Source organism: Pseudoalteromonas sp. AOP31-A2-14, assembly GCF_052378035.1.
GTDB lineage: Bacteria > Pseudomonadota > Gammaproteobacteria > Enterobacterales > Alteromonadaceae > Pseudoalteromonas.
The window spans coordinates 337,102-357,839 of the sequence record NZ_JBQSXI010000001.1 but is presented as its reverse complement, the minus strand read 5'-3'; the positions used below and the strand labels follow the sequence as shown (position 1 = coordinate 357,839).

18 protein-coding genes are annotated in these 20,738 nt (G+C 41.2%); 1 reads left to right on the top strand and 17 read right to left on the bottom strand.

Features of this window, described 5'->3' with window-relative positions; translation table 11 throughout:
* Positions 1 to 232: 232 nt before the first annotated feature.
* The 11 genes from nagP to trmJ all read right to left on the bottom strand — a co-directional run bounded on the left by nagP (position 233) and on the right by trmJ (position 12,666).
* A complete protein-coding gene (gene nagP / locus ACT3S9_RS01620; protein WP_441833957.1) occupies positions 233 to 1,528 on the bottom strand; it encodes an N-acetylglucosamine MFS transporter NagP in 1,296 nt (431 codons plus the stop codon).
* A gap of 296 nt (positions 1,529 to 1,824) precedes the next feature.
* Positions 1,825 to 4,470 carry a family 20 glycosylhydrolase gene (locus ACT3S9_RS01615; protein WP_444750667.1) on the bottom strand — a complete coding sequence of 882 codons (2,646 nt, stop codon included), beginning with the start codon at positions 4,468 to 4,470 and terminating at the stop codon, positions 1,825 to 1,827.
* A gap of 212 nt (positions 4,471 to 4,682) precedes the next feature.
* Positions 4,683 to 6,110 (bottom strand): NAD-dependent succinate-semialdehyde dehydrogenase, encoded by a 1,428-nt coding sequence (locus tag ACT3S9_RS01610; RefSeq protein ID WP_441833955.1) that lies wholly within the window; start codon positions 6,108 to 6,110, stop codon positions 4,683 to 4,685.
* Positions 6,111 to 6,389: 279 nt separating this feature from the next.
* Positions 6,390 to 6,728: an ISC system 2Fe-2S type ferredoxin gene (gene fdx, locus ACT3S9_RS01605; protein ID WP_441833954.1), complete on the bottom strand. Its 339-nt coding sequence runs from the start codon at positions 6,726 to 6,728 to the stop codon at positions 6,390 to 6,392.
* Between the two features lie 12 nt (positions 6,729 to 6,740).
* Entirely contained in the window at positions 6,741 to 8,603 is a 1,863-nt protein-coding gene (gene hscA, locus ACT3S9_RS01600; protein ID WP_441833953.1) for a Fe-S protein assembly chaperone HscA, read from the bottom strand.
* A 47-nt stretch (positions 8,604 to 8,650) separates the two neighbouring features.
* A complete protein-coding gene (hscB, locus tag ACT3S9_RS01595; RefSeq protein ID WP_441833952.1) occupies positions 8,651 to 9,178 on the bottom strand; it encodes a co-chaperone HscB in 528 nt (175 codons plus the stop codon).
* Positions 9,179 to 9,255: 77 nt separating this feature from the next.
* Positions 9,256 to 9,579 carry an iron-sulfur cluster assembly protein IscA gene (gene iscA, locus ACT3S9_RS01590; RefSeq protein WP_441833951.1) on the bottom strand — a complete coding sequence of 108 codons (324 nt, stop codon included), beginning with the start codon at positions 9,577 to 9,579 and terminating at the stop codon, positions 9,256 to 9,258.
* An 11-nt stretch (positions 9,580 to 9,590) separates the two neighbouring features.
* A complete protein-coding gene (gene iscU / locus ACT3S9_RS01585; protein WP_441833950.1) occupies positions 9,591 to 9,974 on the bottom strand; it encodes a Fe-S cluster assembly scaffold IscU in 384 nt (127 codons plus the stop codon).
* 40 nt (positions 9,975 to 10,014) lie between these two features.
* A complete protein-coding gene (locus ACT3S9_RS01580) occupies positions 10,015 to 11,232 on the bottom strand; it encodes an IscS subfamily cysteine desulfurase (protein WP_441833949.1) in 1,218 nt (405 codons plus the stop codon).
* Positions 11,233 to 11,255: 23 nt separating this feature from the next.
* Positions 11,256 to 11,747: a Fe-S cluster assembly transcriptional regulator IscR gene (gene iscR / locus ACT3S9_RS01575; RefSeq protein ID WP_441833948.1), complete on the bottom strand. Its 492-nt coding sequence runs from the start codon at positions 11,745 to 11,747 to the stop codon at positions 11,256 to 11,258.
* 184 nt (positions 11,748 to 11,931) lie between these two features.
* Positions 11,932 to 12,666, bottom strand: coding sequence for a tRNA (cytosine(32)/uridine(32)-2'-O)-methyltransferase TrmJ (trmJ, locus tag ACT3S9_RS01570; protein WP_444751097.1), 735 nt, complete (start codon positions 12,664 to 12,666; stop codon positions 11,932 to 11,934).
* Positions 12,667 to 12,950: 284 nt separating this feature from the next.
* Here trmJ and suhB point away from each other — a divergent pair, with 284 nt between their 5' ends.
* Positions 12,951 to 13,754 carry an inositol-1-monophosphatase gene (suhB, locus tag ACT3S9_RS01565; protein WP_441833946.1) on the top strand — a complete coding sequence of 268 codons (804 nt, stop codon included), beginning with the start codon at positions 12,951 to 12,953 and terminating at the stop codon, positions 13,752 to 13,754.
* Positions 13,755 to 13,955: 201 nt separating this feature from the next.
* Here suhB and ACT3S9_RS01560 read toward each other — a convergent pair whose 3' ends face one another.
* The 6 genes from ACT3S9_RS01560 to queA all read right to left on the bottom strand — a co-directional run bounded on the left by ACT3S9_RS01560 (position 13,956) and on the right by queA (position 20,422).
* The gene (locus tag ACT3S9_RS01560) at positions 13,956 to 14,513 is read right to left on the bottom strand and encodes a hypothetical protein (RefSeq protein WP_441833945.1); all 558 of its coding nucleotides are present in this window, start codon (positions 14,511 to 14,513) and stop codon (positions 13,956 to 13,958) included.
* A gap of 108 nt (positions 14,514 to 14,621) precedes the next feature.
* Positions 14,622 to 15,569: a protein translocase subunit SecF gene (gene secF, locus ACT3S9_RS01555; RefSeq protein ID WP_441833944.1), complete on the bottom strand. Its 948-nt coding sequence runs from the start codon at positions 15,567 to 15,569 to the stop codon at positions 14,622 to 14,624.
* A gap of 9 nt (positions 15,570 to 15,578) precedes the next feature.
* A complete protein-coding gene (secD, locus tag ACT3S9_RS01550) occupies positions 15,579 to 17,438 on the bottom strand; it encodes a protein translocase subunit SecD (RefSeq protein ID WP_441833943.1) in 1,860 nt (619 codons plus the stop codon).
* Between the two features lie 16 nt (positions 17,439 to 17,454).
* Positions 17,455 to 17,793, bottom strand: coding sequence for a preprotein translocase subunit YajC (yajC, locus tag ACT3S9_RS01545; protein ID WP_441833942.1), 339 nt, complete (start codon positions 17,791 to 17,793; stop codon positions 17,455 to 17,457).
* A 26-nt stretch (positions 17,794 to 17,819) separates the two neighbouring features.
* On the bottom strand, positions 17,820 to 18,947 hold the full coding sequence (tgt, locus tag ACT3S9_RS01540) for a tRNA guanosine(34) transglycosylase Tgt (protein WP_441833941.1): 1,128 nt from the start codon (positions 18,945 to 18,947) through the stop codon (positions 17,820 to 17,822).
* A 443-nt stretch (positions 18,948 to 19,390) separates the two neighbouring features.
* On the bottom strand, positions 19,391 to 20,422 hold the full coding sequence (gene queA, locus ACT3S9_RS01535) for a tRNA preQ1(34) S-adenosylmethionine ribosyltransferase-isomerase QueA (protein WP_441833940.1): 1,032 nt from the start codon (positions 20,420 to 20,422) through the stop codon (positions 19,391 to 19,393).
* Positions 20,423 to 20,738 lie beyond the last annotated feature (316 nt).

The following is a 20,738-nucleotide window of genomic DNA, read 5'->3' as shown; positions in this document are numbered from 1 at the left end:
TTGTGCAATGAAATCGCAAAGATACAATACAATTGATGGCTAAAGCTATTTTCTACGAGTGTGTTATGAACCAAATAAAAGGCAAAAAAATGCCACCTTTCGGTGGCATTACACACGGGATTATTTCTACATTATAGAAATTCTTTTAAAAGCTTAAATTCATTTTAACCTATCACTTTTATCTTCTGAATTTTCTAACTTACAACTTTGTCTTTTCAGCTAGTAATGCTGTTTATTTCCAGCTTTTCATTTTATGACCTTTAACAGCATAGAAAAGAATAAATAAATAACAAGGTAACATAACTATATAAGCCGCTTGCTGTGCTTCGGCTGAGTCAACACCACCACTTGCTAGGCCCCAAAATAATGGACCAAATGCGCCGCCGGCAATACCCATTACCAATAACCCTGAACCAACACTGGTAAGTTTACCTAAACCAGATAGGGCTAATGCCCAAACTGCAGGCCATACAATCGCATTTGCAAAACCTAATACAGCGATCATCAGCAGTGTATCGGGTAACAATACTTCTAAACCTAGGGTATTGGCAATAGTTACTGAGCTATTGTCACCAAATACGATAGCCAGCGTTAACACACAACCTAAAATAGCTGATATTGTTAATGCGGCTTGTTGCGATATAACTCGCGGAATCAGTGCAATGCCTAAAATATAACCTAGCACCATACAACTCATTGTATATGAGGTCATCACACTGTACTTTTCAACGCCTAGTGATAGTGCAAATGTGCCGATAGTATCACCAGCTATTACTTCTACTGCCACATAAACAAATAGTGCCATTACACCTAATGCCAAACTAGGATGCGCAAGAGCGGCTTTAAAATGCCCTTTACCTTCTGCAGCGTCGTCGTCTACAAGTTCTGGCAAAGGCATTTTAGTAACGGCGAAGCCAAGTGCCCCCATAAAGAGTGCCATTCCAAGGTAAGGGTAAATTAAGCTATTTGCCATGACATCTATTTCCGACTGGCTAAGCTCTTTACCTACAGAGCCGGTGAAATCACTTAAAATAAGTGCTGTAAATACAATTGGCGCTATAACGCCAGCTCCTTTATTCAAGATACCCATAATACTTACGCGCGCCGCTGCAGACTCTTCAGGTCCAAGTCGAACCACATACGGGTTTACCGCTGTTTGTAATAAGGTCTGCCCCGCGCCCATAACAAGCTGCGCCAATAAAAACAGTGCAAACACTTGGGTTTTAGCCGCAGGGATAAATAATAAGCCTGCAACCATCATGGTGCCCATACCTAGTGCCATTCCTTTTTTGTAGCCGACTTTACGTATAATCATTGCTGATGGAACTGCGGTAAATGTTACCGCAATATAGAATGAAAATAGAATTAATGAGGCTTGAAATGGGCTAAGTTGTAAAACTTGTTTTAAATACGGCATTAATGAACCGTTTAACCAGGTCGCAAAACCTAGAATAAAAAACAACATGGCAACAATCGCCATTGGGATAAAATTACTTTGGTTATTTTCTTTTGACACAGAGGCTTTCATAAACATCTTCTTGTTGCTGGTCTAATTACTTGGTTGACGATATTTTAAGCCGCCACAAGGCAATTAAGATTAATAATATTATTTTTATTTAATGCTAATTAAATTTCTTTTAGCTGCTAGCGTAAGCCATTACCTTACACTTATGCGGGATATTTATAACATCAGCGCAACAAAAATGACAGCGCTGCCATAAAACTCTACGTGAATTATCGCTATATTACTAGTCGATTTTTACTTTGCAATATAACAAAAAAGGGCCAAATAGCCCTTTCAAATCACTAATACTTATTAAAACATTAATTTATATACGTAATTCTACTTACTTGCTGCTTACTTATACGGCTACGCAGTGCTACTTTTTGCGAACCTGAAACACTGATCGGAGCTGTATACGCCTGCCACGTAGTACCGTCATCTAAGCTGTACTCAGTTTGTAAATAGGCAAATGGGGTATTAACTTCAAGCTTACCCGCTTTAATTACACCACCTGGTACAGGCAAATGCAGATTAATGCCCCCTTCAGCCAACTTATCTAATTCTTTTAAACCTACCGCAGCTGAAAACCCAGCCCAATCTTTAGCTTGCTGTTGAGTATCTACACTGCCACTTTCCCAATCTGCTTTATGCCAAGCACGCTCAGCCACTGATAAAATACGTGGGAACATCATTTCAAGCACTTGCTTTTCGGTACGAATAGTTTCAGACCATACTTGTCCTTGCATACCTAAGATATTTTCTGGTTTTTCAAGTTGCGGTAAAGGACGCCCAACCAATGCTTCTAAATTGTCAATTGGCTTTCTTGTACGTGTGTAATCCGCATTGCCATAAACATTATCTGGCATGTAATTAAATACCTTTTGGGTATCTGTATAACGTGTTGCCCAATAGTAACCGCGCTCATCAGGGTTTGCTTCATAAGGGTGATCAAAATACAAATGCGTACCATGCGAAAGCACGACTTGATAACCCGCATTCGCCAAGCGATAAGCTCTATCTGCTACACCCCATTCCCAAATATTATCCCATGCATTAACGGTAAAGGTTTCATTCGGGAATTCGTCACGTTTAAATGGGTTGGTCTTATCATACATAATACCGTCTTCCCAAATGCCCGGCGATATCCCTCGTTTTTCTAGCATCTTTGCTACGCGCTGTGTAAAGTATGGCTTTAAATCAGCCGCGCCTGCAACACCGTTACTCGGATCAGCAAACATTGCTTGGCAAATAGGTGAACCAACCCAAGACCCTGCGCCAACTTCGTCGCCACCAATGTGGAGATTTTTAAGCTGCACACCCGCTTCACGGTACATTTGCTGTAACTCATAAGTGACTTTTTCTAAAAATGCGTAGGTTGAGTCCATGCACACGTTCATTGAGTTATCAGTATAATTTTGTACTGTAATATAGCTGGAGGTATCTTTTGGGTCACTTAACAAATACTGAGTAGCGTCGCTCATATCAACTTGCTGCATTTTTTTATCAGTTTGCTTGGTATTTAAAATATTATTTTTAGTGGCCTTTTCAGCGGCTTCAAGCAAATTATGGTAGCGGGCTTCCATGGCTTTAACCGAAGCTCGAGCATGACCAGGACCTTCTACTTCAGGTATTATTTGAATGTGGCGATCTTTAGCGTATTTTAATAACTCTACAAATTCACTACGCTTTAAATAGCCATTACCTGAGCCTGATTTAAATGGCCCTGTTCCAAGCTGAGTTATTAAACATTCACGCTCTTCAAGATCAAAACAACGATAACCACCTACATCTGTCAGCTCAGGCAAACCAGGAATTTCCAAACGCCAACCTTCATCTTCTGAAAAGTGCCAATGCAATTTGTTCATTTTATACCGCGCCATTTGTTCAACTAGTTTGAACATCACGTCTTTACCATGGAAGTTACGGCCATTATCATAATGCATACCACGCCAGCCATAACGCGGAGTATCTTCAAGCTCTAATTGTGGCAGTTCAACAGCGCCTTGGCTGTTTGCAGGCATAAGGTTAAGCACGCTTTGCATAGCGTAAAATACCCCTGCGTTATCACTGGCAACAATGTTTATTTGCTCGTCATCAATTTCTAAGGTGTAGCTTTCAGCTTTGCCTTTATTAAGTGCTGGATTCACTTTGAGGCTGATAATTTTTTCATCGCCCAACTTTATATGATCAGGCTGCGCTTTAAGTGTTAAACCATAATCGTCCTGCAAATCTTGCATAAACACGACCACTTCATTTTTTAACTGACCTTGGAAACTAATTTTCCAGCTATCATCAAGCGTTGCTGTGCCACGGTTGAAATCGGCTTTTTGTGGCTTGGGAATAATACGCTTCAGTGCATCGCTTTTACTTACTGATACTTTGTTGTTATTTTTTTCAAAACGTACTTGCGGCGTAACTAAAACGGTTAAATCTTCAGGTTGGTTATAACGACGCAATTGGTTTTCACGTTTAAATGGCGCTACAAACTGGGTCATATCTTCGCTATCAGTATTCGCAAAAATAGCTGGTTTATTATTGCCCGAAACAAAAAACGCTCGAGGCATAAAATCGGTATAAGCCACAACCCAAACTTGTGCATCAAAAGGGAGCTTTAAGCTTTTACCTGCGGCTAAACCTTTGAAGTCCTTGGTTGGTACAATGCGATGCAAGTCGCCGTTTACATGCTCTATATTCAGTCCAGCTACATACTCAGTGCTGATTTTACGTACAGAATGAATATAAAGTTGCCAATCACTTTCACCCGCAGGAAGAGCAACATTTGACTGGTTATCAAGTGTAATTTCACCTAAAAATCCTGCACTTTTATTATGAAAGTTATCAACCACAGCAAAAGTAAGTGAGGTTTCTTTGGTAAAGTTGTTCACTTCACTTTGCGTAAATTGTGCTTGCGCTATCATCGGTAGTGCCGCGATTAAACCAGTTAATGCTCGCTTTTTAAAATCCATTGCTCTCTCCTATTTTTATACCCTGAGACTACACTTTTTTGCTGCAGAATCTTTAATTTTTATTATAGCTACGTACCTACCATATAAAATATAAAATGACAGCGCTATCATTAATTGGAAATAAAGCTACACCTCAAAAATAAAAACCGTGCTGATTAAATCAAGCACGGTTCTAAAATTTATATGTAAACTAGCGACATAAAGCCTTTAGCTTATACCTTTATGCACAAATATTTCTCTTCGAGATATTCATCTAACCCTTGATGCCCGCCCTCTCGGCCAAGACCAGATTGCTTCATACCACCAAAAGGCGCTACAGGGTTGGAGATCAACCCTTCATTAATACCAATCATGCCGTATTCGAGTGCTTCACTAACACGGTAAGTTTGCTTTATGTTTTCACTATAAAAATATGCAGCAAGTCCATAAGGTACGTTATTCGCTTGTGTTAGGACATCTGCTTCGTCATCAAAAGTTATAATACTAACCACAGGGCCAAACACTTCTTGATGATAAATGTCCATTTCACTAGTCACACCAGTTAAAATAAGCGGTGATTGATAACTGCCGCCAAGCTGTTTATTTTCACCTATTATACTCGCGCCTTTACTGGTTGCATCATTAAGCAATGCTTGCACTTTTTCTTGGGCTTTAGGGTAAATAAGTGGGCCGATATCGGTATCATCATTAAAGCCTGAGCCTACCTTTAACTTTGCAACTTTATTAGTAAGTTTAGTCAGCACTTCATCAAGCACGCTTCGCTGTACAAAAATCCGGTTAGCAGCTACACAGGTTTGTCCGCTATTTCTAAATTTAGCGCCCATTAACCCCGTTACGGCTTCATCTAAATTGGCATTATCAAAAATAATAAACGGTGCATTACCACCAAGCTCCATAGAAGTACGCTTAATTGTAGAGCTACACTGTGCAAGTAACTGCTTACCAACATCAGTAGAACCAGTAAAAGTAAACTTACGCACGATGTTTGATTCAGTTAAAATCTCGCCAACCATTTTAGCATTTGATGAAGTGACTACATTAAATGCTCCTTTTACAAACCCTGCTTTATCTGCAAGGTAAGCAAGTGCAAGAGCACACAGAGGTGTATGTTCCGAAGGTTTTAGCACAAAACTACAGCCTGCGGCATAAGCGGGGGCGACTTTACGTGTGACCATGGCAACAGGAAAGTTCCATGGGGTAATGCCCGCTACAACGCCAACTGGCTGCTTAATACTTGAAAGTCGATGTGTATTATCAGTCGCGGGAATAGTATCCCCAAAGCTGCGCTTAGCTTGCTCGCTATACCATTTTATAAAACCAGCTCCGTATTCGACCTCACCTAATGACTCTTGGAGTGGTTTGCCTTGCTCTTTGGTCATCAACTCTGCAAGAGTTTGCTTGTGCTCAATTACTAGCTCATACCAGCGCTGCAAAGTTTCGCTACGTTCAGTGGCATGGGTACTTTTTAAATTAATAAAAGCGCTTTGGGCGCTTTTTATTGCCTGTTCAATTCCAGCTTTATCGATATCACTAACTGAGATGATGGTTTTTTCTGTGGCCGGATCGGTCACATCGAAATGAGCGTCGACGGTATAAAAATCTCCATTAATAAATGAATCTTTAAACAATAATTTACTCATAAAATCTCCATACGTAGCAGCAAGTTGAAAGAACAAAGTTAAAATTTTTATTTTAATTTTGCTCTTCTTTCGATTAAAAAAGAGCCAATCATAGAAGCGGATTTTGTCGCGAAGAGTTTATATAATAAAACGCAAAGCCAACAAAATTCATGGCTAAAGCCATTTCCTACGGGTAACTCGACCTTTATATATTCATCAACAAAAAAGCCGCTGTAGAGACTTAGCAAACTACAGCGGCTTTTAATTATGGTACGTTAATTAAAAACGTTATCGAGACAATTAATGCTCTTCATTAACGATATTGAGGTTGTACTTTGGTATTTCAACCACTAAGTCTTCATCTTTAATGATTGCTTGGCAGCTTAAGCGTGACTCTGGTTCTAAGCCCCATGCTTTATCTAGCATGTCGTCTTCTAGCTCGTCGCTTTCTGCTAATGAGTCAAACCCTTCACGAATAACTAAATGACACGTGGTACATGCACATGACTTTTCACAGGCATGAGGAATACTAATACCATTTTCTAAGGCAACATTAAGTACGGTTTCACCCGTTGCCCCTTCTATTGCAGCTCCGTCTGGGCATAGTTCTGCATGGGGAAGAAAAATAATCTGTGGCATAAAATTGACCTCTTAAACTTCGTCTACTGACTGCCCTTGCAGTGCTTTTTTAATCGATGCATCCATTCTGCGTGCGGCAAATTGGCTACTGGCGTTATCTACTGCTTCCATGGCTTCTTTTATTTCGCTTGGTTCAGTCGCTGACTGGCGAACTGCGGCGAGTTTAGCAATTTCAGCTTTTAAGTCACTTAACTCTTGTTCATCGAGTAAGTGGCTATCTGTTGATAGCGACGCTTCTAGCGCTTCAATTACTCGCAAACCTTCAACTTGCTGTTCTTTAAGCATGCGCGCTTGCATATCGCCTTTAGCATTGCTCATTGATGCTTTAAGCATATCGGCAACTTGGTCGTCTGATAAACCAAACGAGGGCTTAACTTGAATATCAGCTTGAACACCTGTTGATTTTTCCATTGCTGAAACACTCAACAAGCCATCAGCATCCACTTTAAAGGTAACAAGAATATGCGCAGCGCCGGCTGCCATTGGTGGAATACCTTTTAAGCTAAATTTTGCTAAAGAGCGACAATCGTCAACCAGCTCGCGCTCACCTTGTAGAACATGTAGCGACATCGCCGTTTGATTATCTTTAAAGGTGGTAAATTCCTGAGCGCGAGAAACTGGAATAGTCGTATTACGCGGGATGATTTTTTCAACCAAACCACCCATAGTTTCAAGGCCTAGAGACAATGGCAATACATCTAACAGCAACATATCAGAATCAGGCTTATTACCTACTAATACATCAGCTTGTAATGCCGCGCCAAGTGCAACCACACGATCAGGGTCGATTGATGTAAGTGGTTCTTTATTAAAAAATTCAGCCACTTGTGTACGTATTATTGGCATACGGGTTGAGCCGCCAACCATTACAACTTGTAGTACTTCTTCGTTTTCAATGCTGGCATCTTTTACCACGCGACGGCATGAACGAAGAGTTTTTTTCACCAATGTCATGGCAAGCTCTTCAAACTTGTCACGGGTTACTTCTACCGTGTAACTTTGATCATCAAACTCTAAACCCACATTAACCGTTTTGTGTTCGCTTAACGCTTCTTTGCAGGCTTTGGCTTTATTAATAAATAAACGTAAGTTTGAAGGTGATAGGTTCATCACCCCCGTTTCACGTTTAAAGTGATCAACGAGTAACGAGTCAAAATCATCGCCACCTAGACTTGAATCTCCGCCAGTGGCCATAACCTCAAACACACCTTGATGCAGGCGTAATATTGAAATGTCAAAGGTACCGCCGCCTAAATCGTAAACTGCAATTATACCTTCTTGGCCTGAGTCTAGGCCATAAGCTACAGCAGCTGCAGTTGGTTCGTTTAATAAACGTAGTACATTAATACCAGCAAGCTCAGCGGCATCTTTAGTGCTTTGTCGTTGGGCATCATCAAAATAAGCAGGGACCGTGATCACCGCACCTAGAATATCTTGCTCAGCAAAACTTTGTTTAGCGCGTGCTTTTAGTACTTTTAAAATTTCACTTGAAGCCGCAACCGGACTAATTTTACCCGCCGATGTTTCAATTGCTAAAGCACCGTTATGCTCACAGAAGTCGTACGGTAATTGGCCATAACTTTGTTCAATTTCGGTTTGAGTTTTACCTAAAAAGCGCTTTACTGAAATAAGCGTATTAGCAGGGTCTTCTGTTGCAGCCTTTTCCGCATCGTTGCCGACATTAATAGTATCAGCTTGATAACGTACAACTGATGGCAACATCGCTTGGCCCGCTGCATCATTTAAAATGCGTGCTTCGCCGCTTTGTACGGTCGCAACCAATGAGTTAGTAGTCCCTAGGTCAATACCTATCGCTAATTTATGTTCATGTGGTGCCGCGCTCTGCCCCGGCTCAGCAATCTGCAATAATGCCATAATGCTCTTTACACTCTATTATCGCTATTTTCTAAACAGCGAGTAAATTAATCGTCGAATAAACTATCTTCAATGCGCTCAAGCTCGTCGCGTAACTTATAAACAAACTTTAACTTACGAACGTTATCAGCGGCGGCCTGCCACTGCTGTTCATCATTGCTTGCTAGCTGCGCTGCAAATTCATTACTATATTGTTTATCAAGCTGCTTTATTTGTGCTTCAAAATTTGCAATAGCAGTATCTGGATCGTTGCCGTTCTCTAGCTCTTCAAGCTCTTCGCGTAATTCCATTTGCTGCATTAAAAATAGCGGGTCTTGCAGTGTTTGTTGCTCTGAGCGAATATCAACACCCAGTTCACTCAGCATATATTCGGCACGCTTTACTGGGTGCTTAAGCGTTTGTAAGGCATCGTTTATCTCTGCGGTATTTTGTACCGCGAGTAACTTATCACGACTGCTCGCGTTAGCATGACGGTCAGGATGAACAGCACGTTGTAGTTCAAGATAGTGCTTGTTCACTGTGGCTAAATCAATGTTGTAATCTACGGGTATCGCAAATAGCTCAAAATAACGCATTTATTCGCCCAAATAAATAAACTTTAAAGAATAAAGCCCTACATAGGCAGGGCTTCAAGATACGCTTTTGTCAGTATTTATACTGTGAAGCTTTCACCGCAACCACACTCATCGGCTAGGTTGGGGTTGCTAAACTGAAACCCTTCATTTAAGCCTTCTTTAGCGTAGTCAAGCTGAGTGCCATCAATATAAACCAAGCTTTTAGCATCAACAATAAGTTTAACGCCTTGGCTTTCAAAAACTTCATCACCTTCAGCTAGTTCGTCGACAAACTCAAGAACATAAGCAAGACCTGAACAGCCTGTAGTTTTAATGCCTACGCGCAGGCCAAGCCCTTTGCCGCGATTTGCTAAAAATGATTCTACGCGGTTTGCTGCCGCCTCTGTCAATGTCACTGCCATGAAATTATCTCTTACTTAGCTTGTTTGCTTTTGTAGTCAGCAATCGCTGCTTGAATCGCATCTTCTGCTAGAATCGAACAGTGAATTTTCACTGGTGGCAACTCAAGTTCAGCACTGATATCGGTATTTTTAATAGTTGATGCTTCGTCTAATGTTTTGCCTTTTACCCACTCGGTAACAAGCGATGATGAAGCAATTGCACTACCACAACCATAGGTTTTGAATTTTGCGTCTTCAATTACACCGTCAGCTGACACTTTGATTTGTAACTTCATAACGTCACCACATGCGGGTGCGCCAACCATACCGGTTGCTACTGACGGGTCACTTTTGTCTAAAACACCCACGTTACGTGGACTTTCAACATGATCGATTACTTTATTACTATAAGCCATTATTCTATCCTCACTACCTGCTAACGGGTGTGCCCATCAATTAATGATGTGCCCACTCAACTGATTCTAAATCAATACCTTCTTGATGCATTTCCCACAAAGGAGACATCTCGCGTAAACGGCCAATCGAGTTTTTGATTAGTTCGACGGTATAATCAATCTCTTCCTCAGTCGTAAAGCGGCCAATACTAAAACGAATTGAGCTATGTGCTAACTCGTCGTTACGGCCTAATGCACGTAGTACATAAGAAGGCTCTAAGCTTGCTGAGGTACAGGCAGAACCTGATGATACAGCAATATCTTTAACAGCCATTAATAACGATTCACCTTCAACGAAGTTAAAGCTGATGTTAACAATTCCTGGTACTGATTGGCTTGGTTCACCATTAAAGTAAACTTCGTCCATATCAGCCATAATACCATCTATCAAGCGCTTACGTAGCGCGCTGATGTGTGCATGGTCTTTTTCAAAATCTTGTTTAGCGACCTTAAATGCGGAACCCATACCTACAAGCTGATGAGTTGCCAGTGTGCCGGAGCGCATACCACGTTCATGGCCACCACCGTGCATTTGTGCTTCAAGACGAGCGCGTGGTTTACGACGTACATAAAGTGCGCCAACTCCTTTAGGGCCATATACTTTGTGGCCTGAGAATGACATAAAGTCGACTTTAAGCTGTTGTACGTCAATTAATACTTTACCCGCACTTTGCGCAGCATCAACGTGGAACATGATTTTACGTTCACGACACATTTCGCCGATAGTAGCGATATCTTGAATAACACCTAACTCATTATTCACGTGCATGATGCTCACTAAGACCGTGTCATCACGCATTGTTGCAGCTAGCTTTTTAAGATCCAGCAGGCCGTTTTCTTCAACGTCCATATAGGTAACTTCAAAGCCTTGACGCTCAAGCTCACGACACGTGTCAAGTACTGCTTTATGCTCAGTTTTAGCGGTAATAACGTGCTTACCTTTCTTTTTATAAAACTGCGCCGCACCTTTAATAGCTAGGTTATTTGACTCTGTTGCACCCGAAGTGAAAACAATTTCACGTGGATCTGCATTGATTAGATCAGCAATATCTGTACGTGCTTGATCAACCACTTCTTCTGCTTGCCAACCAAAACGATGTGAACGTGACGCAGGATTACCAAAATTACCGTCCATAGTAAGGCATTGCATCATATCTTTTGCTACACGCTCATCAACGGGTGTGGTTGCTGCGTAATCTAAATAAATTGGTAACTTCATTTTTTTCTCCGCTTCACGTCAACTTAAAGTTGACAGCTTACTTGAATGTTTTCCAGTTGCTTAATTGCATTATTGATACTGTTATCTTGGCGTGATGCGACTTCTTTCACATCCGACTTTTGCACCAACTCAGCGAGGGTAATACCATTTAAAAATTCTTCGATTCGGGCACTTAAATCAGACCATAAAGTATGGGTTAAACAACGCATACCGCTTTGACAGCCACTGCTTGCACCATGACAACGTGTGGCATCAACTGATTCATCTACCGCGCTAATTACATCACCAACAGAAATTGCGCTTGTTTCGCGGCCTAATAAATAACCGCCGCCAGGACCACGTACTGAAGTCACAAGCCCATTTTTTCGTAACCGAGCAAATAATTGCTCAAGGTATGATAACGAAATTTCTTGTCGTTCTGATATATCAGCTAGGGGGACCGCACCTACATCAGTATGTAGTGCAACATCCAACATGGCGGTTACTGCGTATCGGCCTTTTGATGTTAACTTCATAACGCCCCCTGCACAAAAGAGTGCAAACTTTAATTACCAGAGTAAATTAGTCGATATTAACAATCAGCAAATTACTGATTGATAATATTTAATACCCGACCTTTTTGGTCAAGTATTGAGTTCATTGTAATTACCTGAGTAATTTAGTCAAGTATTAGTCACCAAAACTATATATAACTTTGTCTTATTTAGTAGACTTATTTATTGAGGTAAGAATACCGCGTAAAATGTTTAGCTCAGCTTCTTCTGGGCGAGCGCGATTAAACATACGACGCAGCTTGGTCATCACCAATCCTGGATGCTGCTTAATTATAAAACCCGTATCCGTTAGGGTTTGCTCTAGGTGATCGTAAAACAGTTCAGTTTGCTTGGCTTTAGGGTAAACCGTATCATCTTGCTCTGACACTTGTGGGTGCTCATTTTTTTGATGATTTAAAAACGCCATTCGCGTTTCATAGCAAAGAGTTTGCACCGCCATAGCTAAATTAAGTGAGCTGTATTCTGGATTAGCAGGAATGCATACATGATAGTTACATTGCTGTAATTCTTCATTTGTTAAGCCACTGTTTTCACGGCCAAATACAAGTGCCACAGGACCTGCTTGCGCTTCATTAATCAGCTTTTCACCACATTCACGCGGTTCAACCATCGGCCAAGATAAAGTACGCGAGCGCGCACTGGTGCCAATAGTTAGTGCACAACCAGCAACCGCATCTGCAACCGTATCAACAATTACCGCGTTACCTAGCACATCAGTAGCACCTGCCGCTAACGCACTGGCATGACCATCAACTTCACAAGCAGGATCGACTAAATAAAGCTTTGACAGCCCCATGGTTTTCATCGCCCGTGCTGCTGAGCCAATATTACCCGAATGCGAGGTGTTTACTAAAACGATACGAACGTCATCTAAGATCATTACTGCGTCACTTAATTCATGCACAAAAAAATTGTGCGCGATTATAACATAGCTCTTAGCCCTAAGCGATAAATAGCATAGGCTCATATCAGCTTAGATAAGTCATAACCCTTCTACGCTGAAACTCTGCCTATTAGCTTTTCCTTTAAAATTTTTCCCTTGCAACTCAGTCTAGTACAAAAAACACTCTAAACTATTTTGGCTTTGTTGTTTACTTTGCGGCAAAAGTCGCTAAAATACGCCGCCTTAGATATAACGTTCTTTTACAACCCAAAGGTAAAACCATGCATCCGATGTTAAACATTGCGGTTCGCGCTGCTCGCAACGCAGGTAAAATTTTACTTCGCGCAAGTGAAGATTTATCAAAAGTTGAAGTGCAACAAAAAGGCACTAACGATTTAGTAACTAATATTGATAAAGAAGCCGAAGCCGTAATTCGTGACACTATTTTACAGTCTTACCCTACTCATTCAGTTATTGGTGAAGAGTTAGGCGAGCACGCTGGCAAGGATGCAGATTACCAATGGATTGTAGATCCTATTGATGGCACTACAAACTTCATCAAAGGCATTCCTCATTATGCGATTTCTATCGCACTTAAAGTTAAAGGTCGTTTAGACCAATCTGTTATTTATGACCCAATTCGTGGTGAGCTTTTCACGGCTTCTCGTGGTCAAGGCGCTCAACTTAACAGTAAACGTCTTCGTGTTAGTAAAACAACGGTTCTTTCAGGTACTGTTTTAGCGACGGGATTTCCTTTCAAAAATAAGCACCACATTGATGCATACACTGAAGCATTTAAAGCGTTATTTGTTCACACTGCTGACATTCGTCGCGCGGGGTGCTCTGCGTTAGACATGGCTTATGTGGCTGCGGGTCGTGTTGACGGTTTCTTTGAAATCGGTTTAAAACCTTGGAACTCAGCAGCAGGCGAATTAATGGTTAAAGAGGCTGGCGGTATGGTTGTTGATTTCGCTGGCGGCAATAACTATAACCAAAGTGGTAACATCATCTGCGGCGCTCCAAAGCTTACACAAGCTATTATTCGTGAAATTCGCCCAGTATTAAATGAGTCATTACTTCGTTAATTAGAGTTGTGATGATATTAAAAAAGGAGCTACGGCTCCTTTTTTTATACCAAAAGTAAAAGGTTGCCAAGTTCAAGCTCTGGATTGCTTATGTGGATACCGATTTATTGTTTAATTTTAACCAAAGTCGTTCGTTGAGGTACTCGTCGCGCTTGTAGTGCGCTCACTGCTATTTAACAGCGGTGCTCACTTTTTGGTTACTTATTTTTTATCAAGTGCCTGCTCTACTTGTTCAAAATGGGCGATAGCTTCAACCATCTCCATTTCTGCATCTTGGTATGCTAGCTCACTATTCATGCCTAACAATGCAATGGCTTGCACCTTTGCTGGGTGAACCAGTAAGTTTTTAGCATAGTAGCACACCGGGTCGTCAAAATTAGGAAGTTTATCACCGTCATGGTAACCACTTTCAATGTCTGGTATTGGTTGGCTCGCAATAGCCTCAGCCTCTTTATCAAGTGCCGTTAAGTACTCTCTGCATTGAGGGTACTTCAAGGTAAAACTGCTAAGTAGTCTACGAGAATTAGCCACAAGCATTTCTGCCTCAATTACGATATCCGCAGCGGCTTTACGAGTACGGATACTGAGTAATAAATTTTTTGCTTTGTGTTGATACTGTTCAAGTACAGTTAATTGCTGAGGCTTGGCAACATCAGTTACTTTACTATCAGCCACTTTGCTATCGACTACTTTACTATCGTTTGCTTCATCACTGCATGCGGTAAGAAAAAAAGTTACAAGAAATAGTCTTTTTAGCATATGTACAACTCATTATTATTTTGACAATAATTCTAATTATATTATTTATAATCATAACAAAAAGCCGCTCATTGAGGAGCGGCTTTTGACATACTTAGCTATATAAAATTAAGGCATTGGATCTAAGTCCGCACCTTCTTTTTCAATTACTTCAGGAATTAAGTCTTCTTTACTCACGCCCATAGCAATGGCAACCGCACTGGCTACATAAATCGATGAATAAGTACCAATAAGCACACCAAATAGTAATGCTGTCGCAAAGCCATGAATAGTTTGACCACCCCATACAAACAAAGCAGTCAATACTAAAATTGTAGTGATTGAAGTTACTAAAGTACGATTAAGTGTTTGCGTAAGTGAAAGATCGATGATCTCGATAGTATCGTCAACACGCACTTTACGAAAGTTCTCACGGATACGGTCAGATACCACTATGGTGTCGTTAAGTGAGTAACCAATTACCGCTAAAATAGCCGCCAAAATAGTTAAGTCAAACTCAAGCCCCAGTACAGAGAATAAACCTAGCGTGATGAGCACGTCGTGTAACAATGCTGAAACCGCCCCCACTGCAAAGCGCCACTCAAAGCGAAATGCCACGTAAATCAAGATACAAATTAGCGCAGTTAACATGGCTAGGCCACCCTGCTCTTTTAAGTCTTCACCCACACTTGGACCAACAAACTCAATGCGGCGCATCTCAACACTATCGTCAGTTTCACGAAGGGCGGCTATAATTTGGTTGCCGATAACCTCAGCTTTAACATCGCCACCTTGTGGCGCAAGTCTCACTAAGATTTCTTTACTTGAACCAAACAGCTGCACCGAGAAATCTTCAAAGCCACTATCTTGAATTGCTGTACGTACTTTCTTCAAGTCAGCAGGTTGTGAAAAACCGACTTCAACTGCAGTCCCCCCCGTAAAATCTAAACCAAAGTTTAAACCTTTAGTGAAGAAAGAAACAAACGATGCCAAAATCAGTAAGGTTGATATCCCCAGCGCAACTTTGCGCAGCGACATAAACTTTAAGGTTTTGCCGCCTAGTTTTAAAATTTGCATATCAGCTCCTTAAATTGACAGCTTTTCAATACGTTTACCGCCAATAATCAAGTTGATCACCGCGCGGGTACCAATAATAGCTGTAAACATTGAAGTAAGAATACCAATCGCAAGTGTTACTGCGAATCCAGCAATCGGGCCTGTACCAACAGCAAATAATATAATCGCTGCAATTAAGGTAGTGATATTAGCATCAAAAATAGTACTAAAGGCGCTATCATAACCATGATGAACCGCTTGTTGTGGACTGCGTCCTTCTGCTAACTCTTCTCGAATACGTTCAAATATAAGTACGTTGGCATCAACCGCCATACCTACAGTTAATACAATACCCGCAATGCCTGGTAAGGTAAGTGTTGCACCAGGGATGAGTGACATAACGCCCACGATAAGTACTAAGTTTGCACCCAGCGCTATATTAGCAACCATGCCAAAACCTTTGTAGTAAACGAGCATAAAGATCAGCACAAATAAGAAACCTAGCGCCACGGCCATGATACCCGCTTCGATATTCTCTTGCCCAAGGCTTGGCCCAACAGTGCGCTCTTCTACAATTTGAATAGGCGCTACTAACGCGCCTGCGCGTAATAACAAGCTCAAGTTATGGGCTTCAGCGGGGTTATCAATACCGGTAATACGGAACGAACGATCAAGGCGAGCTTGAATAGTTGCAACGTTAATCACTTCTTCCACTTTAGTAGGTGGTAACGCTTTACCGTTTTCGTCCTTTTCGCCTGATGGTTTGTATTCAATAAATACCGTTGCCATGCTTTTACCAATAGAACTTTTAGTAAAGGCATTCATTTTTGCGCCGCCTTTACTATCTAGTGTGATACTCACTTGTGGACGTTGGTATTCATCGGCACCTGATTGTGCGCCAGTAATATGGCTACCTTCAAGGATAATACGCTTGGTAAGCACTACAGGGTAACCGTCACGACTCATGATCATTTCAGTGCCTGGTGGAATGCGCCCTTGTGCTGCAGCTGCGCGGTCAGCATTTTCGTCTACTTCACGAAATTCAAGAGTAGCCGTTGCACCTAAAATTTCCTTTGCGCGAGCAGTATCTTGTACACCCGGCAGTTGAACAATAATACGCTCAGCACCTTGGCGTTGTACGTTTGGTTCAGCAACACCAATTTGGTTGATACGATTACGAATAATCGTTTCATTTTGTTTAATGGCATAATCACGAATTTCTTTTAGCTTTTGTTCGCTCATCGAAGCATAAAAAGCATTGTCATTACTGCTGTCATTAATATAAATATTTAACGGATAACTCGTTGATAAAAAACCTTCTGCAGCATCTTTATCTGCTTCGCTACGCATTTCAACACGCACTCGGTCACTATCACCAACGCGGCGAATAGAGCGATAACGTAGTTTTTCATCACGTAGGTCACTTTTAAAATCTTGCTCCATTTGCTCCAATTGGTTATCAACTGCGGTAGCCATGTCGATTTCCATCGTGAAATGTACGCCACCACTTAAATCCAAGCCCAATTTCATTGGATTACCGCCAAGGGCTTTTAACCAATGAGGTTGCGCCGGGGCCATATTAATGGCTGAGATGTAATCTTCATTTAATGAATCACGCAAAATGTCTTGCGCTTTAAGCTGCTCTTCAACATTTTTGAAACGTACTAAAACTTGCCCATTTTCATATTTTGTTGACTTAACTGTAATGCTGTTATCTTTTAATATGGTGTTTACTTCGTCTACAGCACTGAGTTCAACATCAGCTCCTTTAGCGCCTAAAACTTGAATGGCCGGATCACGACCATACAAGTTTGGAGAGGCATATAAAAGGCCAATAGCGAGCACAGCGAGAACAAGTAAATACTTCCATAATGGAAACTTGTTTAACACGTGAGCGTCCTTATTGTTATAGCGACTTCATAGTGCCTTTAGGCAATACTGCTGATACCGCTGATTTTTGCACGGTAACTTCTGTTTGGTCATTTAGCGCGATAACAATGAAGTCTTTATCTTCTGCAATTTTAGTGATTTTACCAACCATGCCGCCTTGCGTTAGTACTTCGTCGCCTTTACCCATCGCACTCATTAAGCTTTTATGCTCTTTTACACGTTTAGCTTGTGGGCGATAAATTAAGAAGTAAAATACTAAGCCAAAAATAGCTAGCATGATCAACATTTCATAGCCACCACCGGCAGGAGCTGCGCCTGCTGCACTTGCATGGGCGTTTGACATAAATAAACTCATAACTTTTCCTCTTTAATTTTTTAAATTTAATTTGTGGTATCAGCAAGCTCTGGCACTTCTTGGCCACGGCGTGCATAAAAATCATTTACAAATTCGTCTAACTGGCCATTACTTATGGCATTACGTAACCCTTCCATCACTCGTTGATAATAACGCAAGTTGTGGACTGTGTTTAGTCGTGCACCTAAAATTTCATTACATTTATCAAGGTGATGTAAATAAGCACGCGAGTAGTTTTTGCAAGTATGGCAATCACACTCAGGATCAAGCGGTGCTGTATCTGTTTTATGCACGGCGTTGCGAATTTTAACTATACCGCCAGTCACGAATAAGTGACCATTACGCGCATTACGGGTTGGCATTACGCAGTCAAACATATCAATACCGCGACGCACCGCTTCAACTAAATCTTCAGGCTTGCCTACACCCATTAAGTAGCGTGGTTTGTTTTCAGGCATTTTATAGGCACAGTGATCAAGCGTATTGATCATCTCATTTTTTGGCTCACCGACAGATAAACCACCTAAAGCATAACCATCAAAACCAATTTCCTCTAAACCTTTTTGCGACTCAGCACGTAGTTCAGGGTACATACCGCCTTGTATAATACCAAATAAAGCTGATGGATTGTCACCGTGCCCTTCTTTAGAACGCTTAGCCCAGCGCAACGACAGTTCCATTGAATCTTTAGCTTCTTTTTCAGTAGCTGGATAAGGTGTGCATTCGTCAAATATCATCACAATATCTGAGCCTAAGTCACGCTGTACTTGCATTGCTTTTTCTGGTGAAAGCATAATTTTTTCACCGTTTACCGGTGAGCTAAACAATACACCCTCTTCAGATATTTTCCGCATTGCACCTAGACTAAAGACTTGAAAACCGCCTGAGTCAGTTAAAATTGGCTTATCCCAATTCATAAAGTCGTGCAAGCCACCATGTTGCTTGATGATTTCAGTACCTGGGCGAAGCATTAAATGAAAGGTGTTACCTAAACATATCTGTGCACCCGTATCTTTAACTTCATCCGGCGTCATCCCCTTCACCGTACCGTAAGTACCCACAGGCATAAATGCCGGCGTTTCTACAGCACCACGGTCAAAAATCAAGCGGCCACGACGTGCCTTGCCATCCGTACGGTCTAATTCAAATTTCATATTACCCTCAATGCCAGAAAAACAGTCCAGCAAGCCATAAAAAGCACTAATTTAACCGCTCGATTCTACCATTAGTTACTATTGCATTACTATACCCAAACCATTTCAAGATGCAGAATTCAGCGTTTCACAAGGGGTTAATATCAAGACATTACTTTGCAACAATGGCAGTCCCTTTTAGAAGGGATAACGATTAGAGTAAGTGCTTGTGAAATGCCAAACGGGTTGGTTTTAAAGCGATTTATACTGCGTTATTGATTTTAGCAAGGGAATAACGCTTACTTACAATCAACGCTTTACTTAAATCGGTTTTAACGCTAACTGAAATTCGTATATTGAGGTGGTTTGGGTATGATATTGGGTTAAAGGCTAAAATTAAAAGTGTAAATTAAAAACTAAGCAGCCCAGCATTTGGCTGGGCTGCTCGTCATATTAAAAGGTCGCTATTTTCGCGTTAAAAACATCGCATCACCATAACTAAAAAAGCGATATTTTTGTTCGATTGCAGTTTTATACGCGCCCATGATGTTATCTTGTCCGGAAAATGCACTAACTAGCATAATAAGCGTTGACTCAGGCAGGTGGAAATTAGTTACCATCGCATCGACCACATTAAATTGGTAACCCGGATAAATAAAAATATCAGTATCACCAAAATAGGTGTCTAGCTTACCGCCGTGTACTTTAGCTGCTGATTCAAGTGAACGAACCGAAGTTGTACCAATTGCAATTACGCGCCCACCCTTAGCTTTAGTTTCTGCTACGGCTGCAACCACATTATCGGGTACTTCGATATACTCTGAATGCATAATGTGCTCATCCACGGAATCTACTCGCACTGGTTGAAAAGTACCGGCTCCAACATGCAAGGTTACAAAAGCCATGTTCACACCTTTGTTTTTGAGTGCAGTCATTAGCTTATCGTCAAAATGTAAGCCTGCAGTCGGTGCGGCAACAGCCCCTGGCTTTTCGCCATAAACGGTTTGATAGCGCTCACGGTCAGTATCATTATCAGGACGGTCTATATAAGGCGGCAATGGCATGTGACCAATATCGTTTAAAATATCTAGTACGTTTTGTTTTTTATCAAACTCAAGTTCAAATAACTCATCATGGCGAGCAACCATTAAAACGGTCGTTTTGCCTTCTAAAATTAAGTGGGTGCCCGGTTTTGGTGATTTGCTAGCGCGTACATGAGCCAGTACCCGGTGCTCGTCAAGTACACGCTCAACCAACACTTCAACTTTTCCGCCAGACTCTTTTTGGCCAAACATACGTGCTGGAATTACTTTAGTGTTATTAAACACTAACAGATCGTTTTCATTAACCAGTTCAAGTACATCACTAAATATTTTGTGAGCGACTGAACCACTTGGGCCATCTAAAGTGAGTAACCGGCTACTACTGCGCTCTTGCTTAGGAAAACGAGCAATCAGTTCATCGGGTAAATCAAAGCTAAAATCAGCCACACGCATAGGGAATTATCCACATAAAAAAAGTCGCGCCAAGTTTATACGTTAGCAGCCACAAGCTCAAGATCTACAGGTGATTACAAGTCTATTACTAATATTTACTTATTAATGTCAGCTTGTGAATTATATACATGTCTTTACTCTACAAGACTCAATTTAACATGGATGAAATTAAGAGTTAGTGATGCCATGACAGCATAGCTAAAATTGCTGATCATAAACGCCGGTGCTACTGAGCAAAAAATGTAAAATCACCCTGTTAATATTATTATCGGCCTTATGATAAGAAAATAGGCGGCTCGCTTGTACGGGGCCTCGT